Origin of the sequence: Collinsella sp. AM31-2AC, assembly GCF_003469285.1 — a bacterium.
GTDB classification, from domain to species: domain Bacteria; phylum Actinomycetota; class Coriobacteriia; order Coriobacteriales; family Coriobacteriaceae; genus Collinsella; species Collinsella aerofaciens_AT.
In genome coordinates this window covers 47,235-60,368 of record NZ_QSJB01000013.1, presented here as the reverse complement: position 1 = coordinate 60,368, position 13,134 = coordinate 47,235, and the positions used below count along the sequence as shown (strand labels likewise).

The 13,134-nt window shown below is 60.5% G+C and carries 12 protein-coding genes; 5 read left to right on the top strand and 7 right to left on the bottom strand.

Going from position 1 to position 13,134, the window contains the following annotated elements; genetic code table 11:
• Positions 1 to 242: 242 nt before the first annotated feature.
• The 3 genes from DW796_RS07465 to DW796_RS07455 form a co-directional block, all read right to left on the bottom strand.
• Positions 243 to 1,163: a helix-turn-helix domain-containing protein gene (locus DW796_RS07465; protein WP_118094734.1), complete on the bottom strand. Its 921-nt coding sequence runs from the start codon at positions 1,161 to 1,163 to the stop codon at positions 243 to 245.
• A 289-nt stretch (positions 1,164 to 1,452) separates the two neighbouring features.
• The gene (locus DW796_RS07460; protein WP_118094733.1) at positions 1,453 to 2,532 is read right to left on the bottom strand and encodes a 6-phosphofructokinase; all 1,080 of its coding nucleotides are present in this window, start codon (positions 2,530 to 2,532) and stop codon (positions 1,453 to 1,455) included.
• A gap of 139 nt (positions 2,533 to 2,671) precedes the next feature.
• The gene (locus DW796_RS07455; RefSeq protein ID WP_118094732.1) at positions 2,672 to 3,757 is read right to left on the bottom strand and encodes a carcinine hydrolase/isopenicillin-N N-acyltransferase family protein; all 1,086 of its coding nucleotides are present in this window, start codon (positions 3,755 to 3,757) and stop codon (positions 2,672 to 2,674) included.
• Positions 3,758 to 3,918: 161 nt separating this feature from the next.
• Between DW796_RS07455 and DW796_RS07450 the strand changes: the two genes are divergently transcribed.
• Both DW796_RS07450 and DW796_RS10435 read left to right on the top strand, forming a co-directional pair.
• Positions 3,919 to 5,304 carry a M18 family aminopeptidase gene (locus tag DW796_RS07450; protein ID WP_187362389.1) on the top strand — a complete coding sequence of 462 codons (1,386 nt, stop codon included), beginning with the start codon at positions 3,919 to 3,921 and terminating at the stop codon, positions 5,302 to 5,304.
• Entirely contained in the window at positions 5,305 to 5,487 is a 183-nt protein-coding gene (locus DW796_RS10435; protein ID WP_117640212.1) for a hypothetical protein, read from the top strand.
• A gap of 347 nt (positions 5,488 to 5,834) precedes the next feature.
• On the opposite strand, the gene DW796_RS07440 is transcribed toward DW796_RS10435, so the two are convergent.
• From DW796_RS07440 to DW796_RS07430, 3 genes are all read right to left on the bottom strand, one after another.
• On the bottom strand, positions 5,835 to 6,770 hold the full coding sequence (locus DW796_RS07440) for a D-2-hydroxyacid dehydrogenase (RefSeq protein WP_118094731.1): 936 nt from the start codon (positions 6,768 to 6,770) through the stop codon (positions 5,835 to 5,837).
• Between the two features lie 134 nt (positions 6,771 to 6,904).
• A complete protein-coding gene (gene map, locus DW796_RS07435) occupies positions 6,905 to 7,792 on the bottom strand; it encodes a type I methionyl aminopeptidase (protein ID WP_118094730.1) in 888 nt (295 codons plus the stop codon).
• A gap of 160 nt (positions 7,793 to 7,952) precedes the next feature.
• Positions 7,953 to 8,729, bottom strand: coding sequence for a radical SAM protein (locus tag DW796_RS07430; RefSeq protein WP_118094729.1), 777 nt, complete (start codon positions 8,727 to 8,729; stop codon positions 7,953 to 7,955).
• Between the two features lie 176 nt (positions 8,730 to 8,905).
• Here DW796_RS07430 and DW796_RS07425 point away from each other — a divergent pair, with 176 nt between their 5' ends.
• The 3 genes from DW796_RS07425 (at position 8,906) to DW796_RS07415 (ending at position 12,175) form a co-directional block, all read left to right on the top strand.
• Complete coding sequence (locus DW796_RS07425) at positions 8,906 to 9,703, top strand: alpha/beta fold hydrolase (protein ID WP_118094728.1); 798 nt, start codon at positions 8,906 to 8,908, stop codon at positions 9,701 to 9,703.
• Positions 9,704 to 9,914: 211 nt separating this feature from the next.
• Positions 9,915 to 11,795: a diguanylate cyclase gene (locus DW796_RS07420; protein ID WP_118094727.1), complete on the top strand. Its 1,881-nt coding sequence runs from the start codon at positions 9,915 to 9,917 to the stop codon at positions 11,793 to 11,795.
• A gap of 23 nt (positions 11,796 to 11,818) precedes the next feature.
• Positions 11,819 to 12,175: an Hpt domain-containing protein gene (locus DW796_RS07415; protein ID WP_199579837.1), complete on the top strand. Its 357-nt coding sequence runs from the start codon at positions 11,819 to 11,821 to the stop codon at positions 12,173 to 12,175.
• Between the two features lie 103 nt (positions 12,176 to 12,278).
• Here the strand turns inward: DW796_RS07415 and DW796_RS07410 are convergent, their stop codons facing one another.
• Entirely contained in the window at positions 12,279 to 13,088 is an 810-nt protein-coding gene (locus DW796_RS07410; RefSeq protein ID WP_118094726.1) for a gamma-glutamyl-gamma-aminobutyrate hydrolase family protein, read from the bottom strand.
• Positions 13,089 to 13,134: the final 46 nt, after the last annotated feature.

The following is a 13,134-nucleotide window of genomic DNA, read 5'->3' as shown; positions in this document are numbered from 1 at the left end:
GGCTTGCCAGCTTTCGGAAAAGGCGGGTATGGTCGGCCCTCTCGAGTTAAACGTAGTAAATAGGCCCTTTTCTTGGCGCGCGGTCAGCTCAATGCTAATCTCCGTGCCGGAACTGACCCAGTTGTTTGTAAGTTGCGGTGATATACGGACTGTTTGGCGCTTTGGAGCTTCAAAACAGTCCCTATCTCACCGCAACTTAGGAGAAGGGCGGGGGCGGTTGGGTGCTGGTGGGTCGGAGCGTGTTAGGCCTGTTTGCGGTGCTTCCATTGTTTGCGACACCAGCGCATGAGCGCCTTTATGACGGGAATCGTGATGAGGATGATCCATGCAGGATGGGGCTGTCCCAAACAGAGCCACATGTAGAGGAACCAAGCGATGGCGGCTGCCGGGTAGATGACCTCGATCAGCTTAGACAGGTGGCGCCGATCGATAAAGTCACCAATCGCGTAGTAGACGGGAACCAGAAAGACGAGGAAAAGCCCCATGCCCCATGTGCCGTAGACAATGCCGAGCACCAGATAGGCGAGAGTAACAAGTGCGGGGAAGGGGAATTTGTTCCATGCACGTCCGACCTTGGTGTGGAAATGCTTGCCATGATGGTCGAGCTTGTCGTGTGCTTCCTTCCAGCTGGAAAACGTTTCGCCGTCGATGGTGACGGTGCCGTCGTCATTGGTGCGTACGCTATGTCCATCGTCCTCAAGCGTATCGATATGCACGCCGTCCGGCCCCACATGCACCTCTTCGCCCTTGCGCTCGTTGGTCACATGGATGCCGCTCCAACCAACATGGACTTCCTCGCCCTTATTGGGATCAATGACGTGGATACCGCGCGCGAGGGAAATGTCGACAAGTGGTTTGTCGCCGCAATCGGCGTGCCCGGCAGAATCCTCAGCCTCGTCAGCCACATCCGCCGTCTTGGTGTCGGCGCTACCGTCCTCCAGGTCGTCGGCATCGTTGGCCGCCTCCCCATACAACAGCTCATCCAGCGACACGCCATACAGCGCGGCGAGCGCAATAAGGTTATCGGTATCGGGCGAGGATTCGCTGCGCTCCCATTTACTGACAGCCTGACGACTTACGCCCAGCTGGGCGGCAAGCGCCTCCTGAGAAAGCCCGGCAGCTTTACGGCGATCGACGAGGCGCTGTGCCATCGCAAGATCCATGGTGGTTCCTTTCGTTTGATGGTCGAATCGAATGAGCCGAGTATGCCGAGAACAGCCGGTAGCGACCACCATTTCTAGTTAGAATCTGCCCCAACCCTACCGCAACTACCGGTAGCAACCCCTAGCGACCAGCCATTTTAGGACAAATGTCAGTGCTACTCTCAGCTAAGAGCCTGCAACATCCCAAAATCTCAGCCCACGCACTTGCAGCAAGAAGACGAATAGCCTCGGCCTCCCTAGTTACCGCAGGAGGCCCTAGGGCCTCCGATGAGAGCAGTTCCAGCCGAGGCTATTCGTCGCCGAAGCTGATGCCCAACGCCTTGGCCTCGCGCACCAGATCGCTCTGGGGGTCGACATATTTGAGCTTGCCGGCGACCTCCTCGAGCGGCATGTGGCACATCTTGCCGTCACACAGGGCAATCATGTAGCCAAACTCGCCGCGTAGGCAGCCGAGCGCTGCCTCGACGCCGCACTGGGTCGCAAAGATGCGGTCTTGGGCGTCGGGCTGGCCGCCGCGCTGCGTGTGGCCGGGGATGGCGACGCGGGTCTCGCGACCGGTCTTGGCCTCAATCTCCTTGGCGATGTCGTAGACGATCGACGGGCTCGTGCGCTCGGCAAGCTTCTTCTTGTATTCCTTCTTGGACAGCGCCGCGTCCTCCTTGGAGATAGCGCCCTCGGCGACGGCCACGATGGTAAAGCGGCTGCCGGTCTCCATGCGATGTTCGATGGTCTTGATGACGTTATCCATGTCGTAGGGGATTTCGGGAATCAAGATGACATCCGCGCCGCCCGCGACGCCGGCGTACAGTGGAATCCAGCCAACCTTGTGGCCCATGATCTCGATAACGAACACGCGCCCATGGCTCGAGGCGGTAGTGTGGATGTCGTCGATGCACTTGGTGGCGACGTCGATGGCGCTCGTAAAACCAAACGTCAGCTCGGTGCCCCAAGTGTCGTTATCGATGGTCTTGGGCAGGGCGATAACGTTGAGGCCCTCTTCGCGCAGGCGGTTGGCGGTCTTGGTGGAGCCGTTACCGCCTAGCATAAACAGGCAGTCGAGCTGCAGCTTATGATAGGTGTGGACCATCGCCGGCACCTTCTCGACACCATCGGCTTCGGGGGTATCCAGGCGCTTGAACGGCGTGCGGCTCGTGCCCAGAATGGTGCCGCCGCGGGTGAGGATACCGCTAAAATCGGCGGGCGTCATGACGCGGAACTTGCTGTAGATAAGGCCCTGGTAGCCGTCCTCAAAACCGTAGATCTCGATAGGTTCTTTGCTATTGGTCATAAGCGTTTTGACGATGCCGCGCATGGTGGCGTTGAGCGCTTGGCAGTCGCCGCCACTGGTAAGAAGACCGATCCTAAGCATGATGAATCCTTCCGGGCAAGTTATAACATGCGAATAAGTTTACCCCCGCACACTGTTGATACGGGGGTAAAACGTGTTAGCTCAAGCGTATAGAAATGTAAGCAACGTCAGGGAGCGTAAGGTCGACGGGCCTGGCTCCTTACAGTGCGAAGGCGTCGACGTCGCCCCAGTGGCGGCGCAGCGTAATAGCGGCGGCGGGTTCGGTATTGTCAAAGACGACCGACCATTGCGTGTTGCTGGTGATGTCTTCCGGATTGGGCTCTTGCGCCGCAGCGCGAAGGGCCTTCCAAGCGACTGTCTCGTCTTGGGCGCCGGCATGGGCGTCGAGGACATCGGCGATTGCGACGGCGCGCTCTTTACCATGGCCCAGCTCGCCATTCTTTTGGTTGGGCAGCACTTCGTCGCCATAGCAAGCGTAGAAGTTTGTAACCTGGCGTACAGGAGTCGCTTTGAAAGCGCGGTCCGGATCGCGCGGATCCCACTCTACTACGCGCGCGTCACCGGCGGCGTCGTTGATAAAGAAGTGGTAATCGCGTCCTGCCATGGCGTGCATGTCGTAGGCGGAAAGCAGGTCGACAGCTTCTTGCGTGGTGGTGGCACGGTCGAGCACCAGACGGATGGCGAGCGAGGTATTGATGACGGGGCGTTGCGTGTCCTGGTCACAGGGCTTGGAATCCAGGGTGAGTACGGCAATGGACACGCCGCACTCGTTAACACCGTCGAGCTGGGCAAACGGGCCCATGAGTGCGGCGGCGCGTCCGGCGACGGAGTCGAGCGGAGTGTTATCGCCCAGGTTGTTAAGGGCGGCAAACCCGATGGAGGCATAACCGCCGCGTGGGTGATTGCGCACCAGCAGCGCCGAGGTGTCGTCCTTAAAGTCGTAATTGCGACCGGTGCGCACGCGGCCTTCGGCATCTACGGCGACAAAAGCGCTGCAGGCAAACTGGGGCGCCTGGACATGTACCGGCACACCGGGCAGCACCTGCGCCACCACGGCATCGATGTAGGCCTGGTCGTCGCGCACGCCAGCGGCGATGATGCGATCAAGATCGTAGTCGTAGGCGATGTCGATTGCGTACAGGTCATAGCCATCCTCGTAGCCGGTCAAGCGTTTGAGCGACGCGGCGGACTTGATTTGCTTGTGATAAACGATACCGGTGGCAGCGGCAAGGCCAACGGCGACTCCCGCGACACCGCAGACGATGGCAATGTTACGTGGCTTCATGACGGCTCCTCTCGTCCTGTTAGCGTAATTGTCGCAAAAGGTGCACGGGCATGATGGCTCAACTTGGCGAGCGGCGCGGGATTAAACACGGAATGAAGAGTGCGGCGCTGGCGCGGCGGGGTATGCTGGAAGGGACCATCAACCCAGCGAAAGGGGAGAGCATGACGGATCAGGAAACGCCCGAGCGCGCGCATGTGACGGCCGATGATATCGAGGCCGCCAACGACCTTATCGACTTTATCGAGGCATGCCCCAGCATGTTCCATACGGCGGCGACCATTATGGCCGAGCTCGACGAGGCGGGCTTTACCTACCTGCCCGAGAATGCGGCGTGGGACATCGAACCGGGCGGGCGTTATTACACGCAGCGCAACACCTCGAGCGTCGTTGCCTTTAAGGTGGGCGAGGACCTGGCCGCGACGTGGGGCGAGGACGGCGTTGCCGGTGACTATCATTTTCAACTCACGGCGTCGCACAGCGATTCTCCGACGTTTAAGGTCAAGGCCGTGCCCGAGCTCGACGGCGCGGGCGAGACGCTGCGCCTGAACACCGAGGCCTACGGCGGCATGATCGACTACACCTGGTTCGACCGCCCGTTGGCGCTTGCGGGCCGCGTGTTGGTGCGCGAAGGCGACCGTATTGAGAGCCGCCTGCTCGCCACCGAGCGCGAGGTCGCTATCATTCCGAGCCTTGCTATCCATATGAACCGCGGCGTTAACGAGGGCTTTGCGCCCAACCGAGCCGTTGACCTGTGTCCTCTCATCAGCGCTGGTGACCTTAAGCAGGGCGACTTTGACGCCCTGATCGCCGACGAGCTGGATGTTGAGCCCGAGCAGATTCTGGGTCGCGACCTGTTCCTGGTCAACCGCCAAGATGCGCGCATTTGGGGCTGGGCCGACGAGTTTATCTCGACGCCCAAGCTCGACGACCTGGCCTGCGTCTACACCTCGCTGCAGGCATTTTTGGGTGCCGAGAACGCGCACGACGTTTCGGTCTTCTGCTGCTTTGATAACGAGGAAGTTGGCTCCGAGACCAAGCAGGGAGCCATGTCGACGTTCTTGGCCGATGCGCTGCTCCGCATTAACGGATCGCTGGGCTTTGACGACGAGTCGTATCATCGCGCCCTTGCCGCCTCGATGCTCGTGAGCTGCGACAACGCGCATGCCGTGCACCCCAACCACGCCGAGAAGTGCGACGCCCGCAACCAGGTTGTGCTCAACGGCGGCATCGTCATCAAGGAGGCCGCCAACCAGCACTACTGCACCGATGCCTTTAGTCGCGCGGTGTTCCAGGCCATCTGCGATGACGCTTACGTACCCACGCAGGCCTTTGCCAACAAGAGCGATATGGCCGGCGGCTCTACGCTCGGCAATCTGTCCAATATGCAGGCGAGCATGCATGCCGTGGACGTGGGTCTGCCGCAGCTTGCCATGCACTCGAGCTACGAGACCGGCGGCGTGCGCGACGTGATGTACGCCATCCGCGCCCTCACTGCCTTCTACGAGCGCGACCTCCATATCAACGGCGCCGAAAGCGTGGAGCTCTAAATGCGAGCCGAAGAAATGAAGGCCGAGCGTGGGGCTCAGCTTATTGATCGGGGTTTACAGCTGTTCGTCGCCGCTTGCCATGAGTCAGGGGTCGACGTGTCCAAGGCGCGACCAACGAGTGCTGAAGAACTCAAGCGTAACGCCTATTCGGACCGCTATGACGAGGAGACGGACTGGCTCTAATAAGCGAAGTGTCGAAAACGCTAGATGTATGTTTGATATCACTTTGGCGAGAGTGTCGCAGACAGAACTACCGGTATGGCGCAAGCCAACCTGACCCCATTGCACCAAACCTACCAAAAAGGGACAGGTTTATTTTGGCAGGTTTTATCTGGGCAAATGCCACAACGCCAACGACAAGACGGAACTGCTAAGGCTTGCAGATGAAGCCGACGCCAGCGAAACGCCGCAGGTAGAGCGCACGCCAGCGAGAGCCCGCCGTTTGAGCCAAGGTGCCGTGAAATGAAAAGGCGCTGACCTTCTGGTCGCGCCTTTGAAATTGAGCGGCAGATTGGCCAAACGACGGAACCCTAATGTTCGATCCAGCAACGCAGGGTCTCGCCGGCTTGCAGGTGACGCAGGTTCTCCGCGGCAATGTCGACCACATTGTTGAGCGTGGCTGCCAGGTGGAACCAACCTGAGACGTGCGGCGTGATGAGCATGTTGGGTGCATCCCACAGTGGGCTTGTCTCAGACAGCGGCTCGGGGTCGGTGACGTCGACCGCGGCGCCGGCGAGATGGCCCGACTCCAGGGCGGCAACCAAGTCGTCGGCGACCACAAGGTCGCCGCGGCCGCCGTTGGCAAAGAAGGCGCCCGGCTTCATCGCGGCGAAGAACTCGGCGTTCGCCAGGCCGCGGGTCTCGGGTGTGCTGGGCATAAAGGATGCGACGATGTCAGCCTCGGCCAGGCGCTCGGGCAGGGCATCCATGCCGTCCATGTCCTCAAACACAATGGGGTAGACGAGTGGATGGCGCTTGATGCCGCGGACGTGTGCGCCCATGCTGCGGCAGAGCGTGGCAAAGTGGCCGCCGATATCGCCCGCGCCCAGCACCAGCACGTTGGCATTTTTGAGCGAGGTGACCGGCCCCAAGTCCTCCCAGCGATGCTCGCGCTGCAGGTCCTGGTAGCCGGGCAGGCGCTTCATCATGGAAAGGACCATGGCAAACATGTGCTCGCTCACGGCCTGACCGTAGGCGCCGATCGAGCAAGACAGCTTGGCGTCAGCCGGCACGGTGCCGGCAGCAAGGTAGTCGTCATAGCCCGCGGTCTGCAGCTGCAGTAGCTGGAGGTGCTCGCATGCCGTGAGCATGTCAGGGTCGATGTTGCCCAGGATCACGTCGGCATCGGCGACCTGCTCGCGTGTGGCGGCGTCGGCGCTCGTGTAGATAAAATTCTCGCCCGGAGCGCTCGACTCAAGAATTGCGCGATGGCGGTCGTTGACGGGCAACAAAACCAGGATGTTCACAAGCAGTCCTCTCCGCTTGACCTGCCAAAAAGGGACAGGTTTATTTTGGCAGGCTTTATCAGGCAAAACGCTTAAATAAAGCGCCGGGCGCTCATGGACGGTTATAAGTCCATGAGCGCCCGACGTCCGTGCGGCTACCAGCTGAGCAGCTCGTAGCCGTCCTCGGTCACTACGAGCTGTACCTCGCACTGGGCCGAATCGCTGCCGTCCTTGGTGCGCACGCACCAGCCGTCGCCCTTGCTGATCTTGATGTCGGGCGCTCCGGCATTGACCATGGGCTCGATGGTAAAGACCATGCCCGGGACCATGATGGTGTCCACATCGGGCGCCTCGGTGGTAAAGCCCACAAACGGGTCCTCGTGGAACTCCTTACCGATGCCGTGCCCGCCGTACTCGCGCACCACGCTAAAGCCGGCGTCCTCGACGGTCTTTTGCACTGCCTCGGCCATAACGGACAACGGTAGCCATGGCTTGACGGCCGCCAGACCCGCCTCCACGCTGGCGCGAGTGACGTCGACCAGACGCTGGCGCTCGGCCGAGACCTCGCCGATGCAGAACATGCGGCTCGAATCGCTAAAGTAGCCGTCCAGAATCGTGGAGCAGTCCACGTTGATGATATCGCCCTCGTGCAGCACGTCCGTATCGCAGGGGATGCCGTGACAGACCACATCGTTGATCGAGGTGCACACGCTCTTGGGATAGCCTTCGTAGTTGAGGTCGGCCGGCGTGCCGCCATGCTCGACGGTGTAGTCGTAGATCATCTGGTCGATCTGGTTGGTGGTCATGCCCGCGGCGATGTGCTCGCCCACGTAGTCGAGCACGCCCACGTTGATGGCGGCCGAACGCTTAATGCCTTCGATATCGGCGGGCGTTTTGTAGAGTGTGCGGGGCAGAACCTCCCAGCCCTCTTCCCACAGGCGCTCGAGGCGCTCGTCGAAGGCGCTGTGGCATTTCTTATATTTTTTGCCGCTGCCGCACCAGCAAGCGTCGTTGCGGCCGGGCACGGGTCCATTGTCAAACATGGCTAACTTCCTTTCATTCGCAGCTAGTATAGCCCACCCACGCGTCCATAAAAGTTGCGGTGATATAGTTCCGATTTAAGCGGTTTAACAGCACAAATAGGAACTATATCACCGCAACTGATGGGGCGGGATGGCGGGCACTAGCTGCTGCGTGGTTTTGCTAGTAGCTCACCTGGCAGGGAATGCCGAGGGCTTGGACGCGCGCGGCAATGGCGTCGAGCACCTCGGGCGCCGCTTTAGCAAGGCCGGCGACCGGTGTCTCGCGCGCCACCGTGTAGATGGTCGCTTCTTGCGGGCGAATGCGCTCAAGCGCCACGAGCCAGGGGGCAACGTACTCCTCGCCGGTGTTGTCGATGGGCTTGCCCTGATACTCACCGGTCAAAAAGATCGTCTGGATAATAACGTGACCGTCAAAGCTTTCGAACGTCTCAATCTGGTGCTCGACGTCGTAGGGGCCAACAGGCTGGTCGAGCAGCTGGATAAACGCCGGGTCGACGGTATCGAGCTTAAGAATGTTGTCGTCGACCATCATGAGCGCATCGTGTACCTGGGGACGGTCGGCGCGTGTGCCGTTGGAGAGCACGGCGATCTTGGAGTTTGGGGCAAGCTCGTCGCGCAGCGCGACGGCGCCGGCGATGGCCTGCGGAAACTCCGGCGCGGCGGTGGGCTCGCCGTTGCCTGCGAAGGTGATCACATCGGGGAGCTCGCCCTCGGCTGCCATCTCGCGCAGCTTTGCCTCGAGCGCGTCGAGCACCACGGCAGCCGTGTTATACGGCTCGTGGCAGGGGCGCTCGGCATTGAGGCCGTTTTCGCAGTAAATGCAGTCGAACGTGCAGATTTTGCCGCTGGCCGGCATCATGTTGACGCCGAGCGAGAGACCAAGGCGACGGCTGCGCACCGGTCCAAAGATGGGGCTGGCATTTAAAAACGTAGACATAGGCATATGCTCCTTGGGACAGTTGTGCCTAAGCATAGCATCGGCGCCAAAGTCTGGTTTGGGCTTGTGCTCTTAGGTTTCGTTTTTTCATTCTGCCCTCGATGCCCACGATATGAAAGGTTCCGGGTCGGGTACAGTTCATGTGTTAACAAGGCACAAGACGATGGGAACACAGTATGGATTTTACGGTCGAGAATGCGGGCATCACGATCGCCTGTCGCGAATATGCCGGCCCGGATGTGTCGCCTGATGCTCCTGCCTTGGTGTGCGTGCACGGCGCCTGCGTCGACGGCGTCTTTTTTGACGCCATCGCCCGCGAGCTCGCCTGTGACTACCGCGTTATTGCCTACGACCGCCGCGGTTGCGGCGAGAGCGGCGACGCTGCAGACGGACGCTACGACCTCGTCGCCCAGGCCGCCGACCTGCAGGCCGTTATCGAGCATATTGGCGCTCCGGCAAACGTGCTCGCGCACAGTGCCGGTACGCTGGTGACCCTGGAGCTTCTCCGTGCAAACCCCGCCATAATCTCGCGTGCGATTCTGCATGAACCCGCCGTGACGGATGAGGGTGCCGGCCTGGGCGCGGCCCCGGTTTTGCTCGAGATGATCGCCGCGGGAAAGGTCTCCAGGGCATTACGGGCCTTCCTGGGCGCCATCGGCGATTCGGATCCTGAGGCCCCCAAGTTAACCGAGGCGGAAGCCAAGCATGCCCTGCGCAACGGCCGCAGTTTCATGGCGAACGAATACGGGATTACTATGACCTGCGTTCCCGATTGGAATAGCGTTCGCGCGTCAAAAACGGTGGCCGCTGTGCTCCTGGGCGAGCTCTCGATTGGCACGCCCCGCGAGGCGGGCACGAGGATGGCGGCTGAGCTTTTGGACTGTCCGCTCGTAACGATTCCCGGGGCGCACAACGGCCTGCGCGATCGTCCGGCAGCGGCTGCCCGGGCTGTCCGTGGCATCCTGGGGTTCTAGCACCCGCAATAGTCAAAGCAGGCTCCATCCGCAAACGTTTCGGCCGTGTTAACAAATGTGCTCAAAACCTCACGTCTGCGGCTTCAATCGCGCCGTCTGCCAACTCATAAAAATGTAACAGCATTCACGTGCCCACCTGCATCGGCAAGGTGTTACTCTTGTAACATTTGGAACCCACCGCTACCATGCGAAACTATCGAAAGGGCCCCATATGCTCAATAATCACGAGGCCAATCTAACCGACGAGGAGGCTGCCGCCGAGGTCGCCCGTGTCGCGAAGACCTACCCCGTGGTACGTTTGCTGTCGGCCGATCAGATTAAGAGCGAGCCTAACTGCCTACTCGCCGGCGATCGGTGCCCTTGTCTGCGTCAGTCGAGCCTTGAGGCCTTGACAGATTCCGATGAGGTGTCGGAGCAACTGCTCAACGATGGCGTTGAGTACCGCGCCCATCTGCGCCCCCTGAAGGTCGAGGGCGAGCCTCATGTCCTGCTGATGGTGCGTCCGATCGATGAGCAAGAGGCTGCAGAAGAGGACCTTGTCTACACCGATGTGCTGACGAGTGTGCACAATCGCCGGTATTACGAGGAAAAGCTTCGCGGCGCCCGTATGAATGCCGGCGTTGCGATGATCGACCTTGATGATTTTAGGGTCTTCAACGATACGTGTGGCCGTCATGCCGGCGACCTTGCGCTCGGTGCTGTGGCGACAGCCATACGCAGCGGAATTCGTTCGACTGACGAGCTTGTGCGCTATGGCTGCGACAAGTTTGTGGTTGTCATGCCCAATATTCCCTCCGATGACTTCGCCCGTCGCCTGCATCAGGTGTCCGATGCCGTTCGTGCCACGATTATTCCGGGCCATGAGTACATGAGCTTGACGGCATGTGTTGGTGGCGTTCGCATTCATGGCGAGACGGTCGATGAGGGCGTTGGCCGCGCTGTCCAGTTATTGAGCCGCGCTAAGGCAAAAGCCGGTACGGTCGTGACCGATGCCGATTCCATCGAGGCCTTCCAAAGCGAAAAGCCTTTGGTGCTTATTGTCGATGACTCCGAGATGAACCGAGTCATTCTCAACGAGATGCTCAGGGACGAGTACTGCATCCTCGAGGCCGATAACGGTCGTACGGCGCTCGACATGGTCGACCGCTATGGCGATGAGTTGTCGCTCGTGCTGCTGGACATTGTCATGCCGGGCATAAGCGGCTTTGAGGTGCTGGCCGATCTGTCGCGCCGGTCGATTATTGACAATCTGCCTGTCATCATGATCTCGAGCGAAGATTCCGACGATGTGGTGCTGCGCGCGTATGAGCTGGGTGCCTCGGACTATGTCAACCGCCCGTTTGACTCCCGTGTCGTGCGCCGCCGTGTAAGCAACACCATCCGCCTGTACGCCAAACAGCGCCGCCTGACGAGCCTGCTGTCCCAGCAGTACAACGAGCGCGTCAAGAACAGCCGCATGCTCATCGACATCATGGCCGGCGTCATGGAGCTCCGCAATGGCGAGAGCGGCAGGCATGTTACGAACATCGAGAAGCTGACCGAGCTGCTGCTTGGCTGCCTGGTCCACCGTAGCGACAACATCTCCCTCGACAACGAGGAGCGCTCCACGATTGCCCTGGCTTCGGCACTGCACGATATCGGCAAGATGTCGATTGACGATGCGATTCTCAACAAGCCCGGGCGCCTCACGTCCGAGGAGTTCGAGATTATGAAGACGCATACCACGATCGGCGCCGACATGCTGCATGAGCTGGGCCGCCATCACGCCGGCAATGCGCTTATGGAATATGCGTACCAGATTGCGCGTTGGCACCACGAGCGCTGGGACGGCAAGGGTTATCCCGACGGCCTTAAGGGCGACGATATCCCTATCGCCGCGCAGGTGGTGTCGGTGGCCGACGTGTACGATGCGCTGACGAGCGTCCGCGTGTACAAGGATGCTATTCCGCACGAGGAGGCGATCCAGATGATCCTGGACGGTAAGTGCGGCACCTTTAACCCGCTGCTGCTCGACTGTCTGCTCGAGGTGCAAGACCGTATTGCCGAAACATTGGCGCGCCCTGCCGAGGTCGTTGCGCTTCCTACGATTTAGTTTGACCAAAGGAGTTTGAATCCATGATTTCCATGCGTGAAGCGTATGAGAAGATCGGCGCCAATTATGATGACGCTTGCACTCGGCTGATGGGCGAGGAGATGCTTGCCCGTTTTGCCCTCAAGTTTTTGGATGACGAGAGTATGGACAAGCTGGAGGCTGCCATGGCGGCAGGAGACGCCGAGGAAGCGTTTATGGCGGCGCACACGCTCAAGGGCGTGAGCCAGAACTTGGGATTCGATAATCTGTTCGAGCCGGCGGTCGTGGTGACCGAAGCGCTGCGCGGTGCCGATACTGTTGACGGCGCTCGTGAGGGAATGCATGCGCTGCAGCAGCAATATGCGGCCACAATGTCGGCCCTGCGCGAGGCGGCTGAATAAGGGCTTGCGAGCCTTGGTGTGTGCCGGCCACGTACAGGCAAAAGGGCGCCCCGTCGGACCATGTGGCCGGCGGGGCGCCCTCATCTGTTGTGCCGTCCGTGAACTAACGGGCCTGCTTTACCTTGGCCGCTGCTTCGACAAACGACTTCCACAGGTTAAAGTCGGTCTCGAGCGTCTTCCACGTGTACTCAGGGTGCCATTGCACGCCCAAGCAGAATGGCTGGCCTTCGACTTCGATGCACTCGGGAACGCCGTCGGTTGCCTTGGCGACCAAGCGCGTGCTCTTACCCAGACGGTCGACGCAACAGTGATGTGCCGAGTTGGTCTGGATCAGCCTGTGCCCGCCAAGCGCGCGCTCCAGCAGCGAGCCCGGCACGACCTCGACGGGATGCACGGGGTCGTTGAGCACGTGGGTATGGCGCCACTGCGTGCGGCCCTCGCGAGCGCCCAGGCTCGGTACGTTCATGCACAGGGTGCCGCCAGTGGCGACGTTGAGCAACTGCGTGCCACGGCAGGTGGTAAAGAGCGGCTTTTTGGCGCGGAGCACCTCGCCGACCAGCTTAAACTCAAAGCTATCGCGGATCTCGCAGCAGAGGGTGGGGTCGTAGGGTCGATCATCGCCCCAACGTTTGGGATTGACATCGGGGCCGCCGGGAATGGCGATGCCGTCGGCGATATCGACGTAATGACGGATGACCTCAATGTCCTCGGTGATGGACATCTGAAGCGGCAGGCCGCCGGCGGCAAGGATGGCATCGACAAAGACACTTGCGATTTCCTCGTTGGGGGAGAGCGTCTCGCTTAAAAACGGCTTCGCCTCTTCCCAGCGCGGCGCGACGAGGATGAGCGGGCGGTCGGCGGGATCGACGTCGACGTGCGGGGTGTATGACGATGAAGTGCGAGTTCCGATCATAGGTGCGGCTTTCGAATCCGGATGGACATGGCACAGGGGTGGCGCG

Coding starts and splice junctions, on each gene's coding strand:
- DW796_RS10435 (WP_117640212.1), top strand. CDS start 5,305: ATGCGAGCCGAAGAAATGAAGGCCGAGCGTGGGGCTCAGCTTATTGAT.
- DW796_RS07430 (WP_118094729.1), bottom strand. CDS start 8,729: ATGTCTACGTTTTTAAATGCCAGCCCCATCTTTGGACCGGTGCGCAGC.
- DW796_RS07415 (WP_199579837.1), top strand. CDS start 11,819: ATGATTTCCATGCGTGAAGCGTATGAGAAGATCGGCGCCAATTATGAT.
- DW796_RS07465 (WP_118094734.1), bottom strand. CDS start 1,163: ATGGATCTTGCGATGGCACAGCGCCTCGTCGATCGCCGTAAAGCTGCC.
- map (WP_118094730.1), bottom strand. CDS start 7,792: ATGTTTGACAATGGACCCGTGCCCGGCCGCAACGACGCTTGCTGGTGC.
- DW796_RS07455 (WP_118094732.1), bottom strand. CDS start 3,757: ATGAAGCCACGTAACATTGCCATCGTCTGCGGTGTCGCGGGAGTCGCC.
- DW796_RS07410 (WP_118094726.1), bottom strand. CDS start 13,088: ATGATCGGAACTCGCACTTCATCGTCATACACCCCGCACGTCGACGTC.
- DW796_RS07460 (WP_118094733.1), bottom strand. CDS start 2,532: ATGCTTAGGATCGGTCTTCTTACCAGTGGCGGCGACTGCCAAGCGCTC.
- DW796_RS07450 (WP_187362389.1), top strand. CDS start 3,919: ATGACGGATCAGGAAACGCCCGAGCGCGCGCATGTGACGGCCGATGAT.
- DW796_RS07420 (WP_118094727.1), top strand. CDS start 9,915: ATGCTCAATAATCACGAGGCCAATCTAACCGACGAGGAGGCTGCCGCC.
- DW796_RS07425 (WP_118094728.1), top strand. CDS start 8,906: ATGGATTTTACGGTCGAGAATGCGGGCATCACGATCGCCTGTCGCGAA.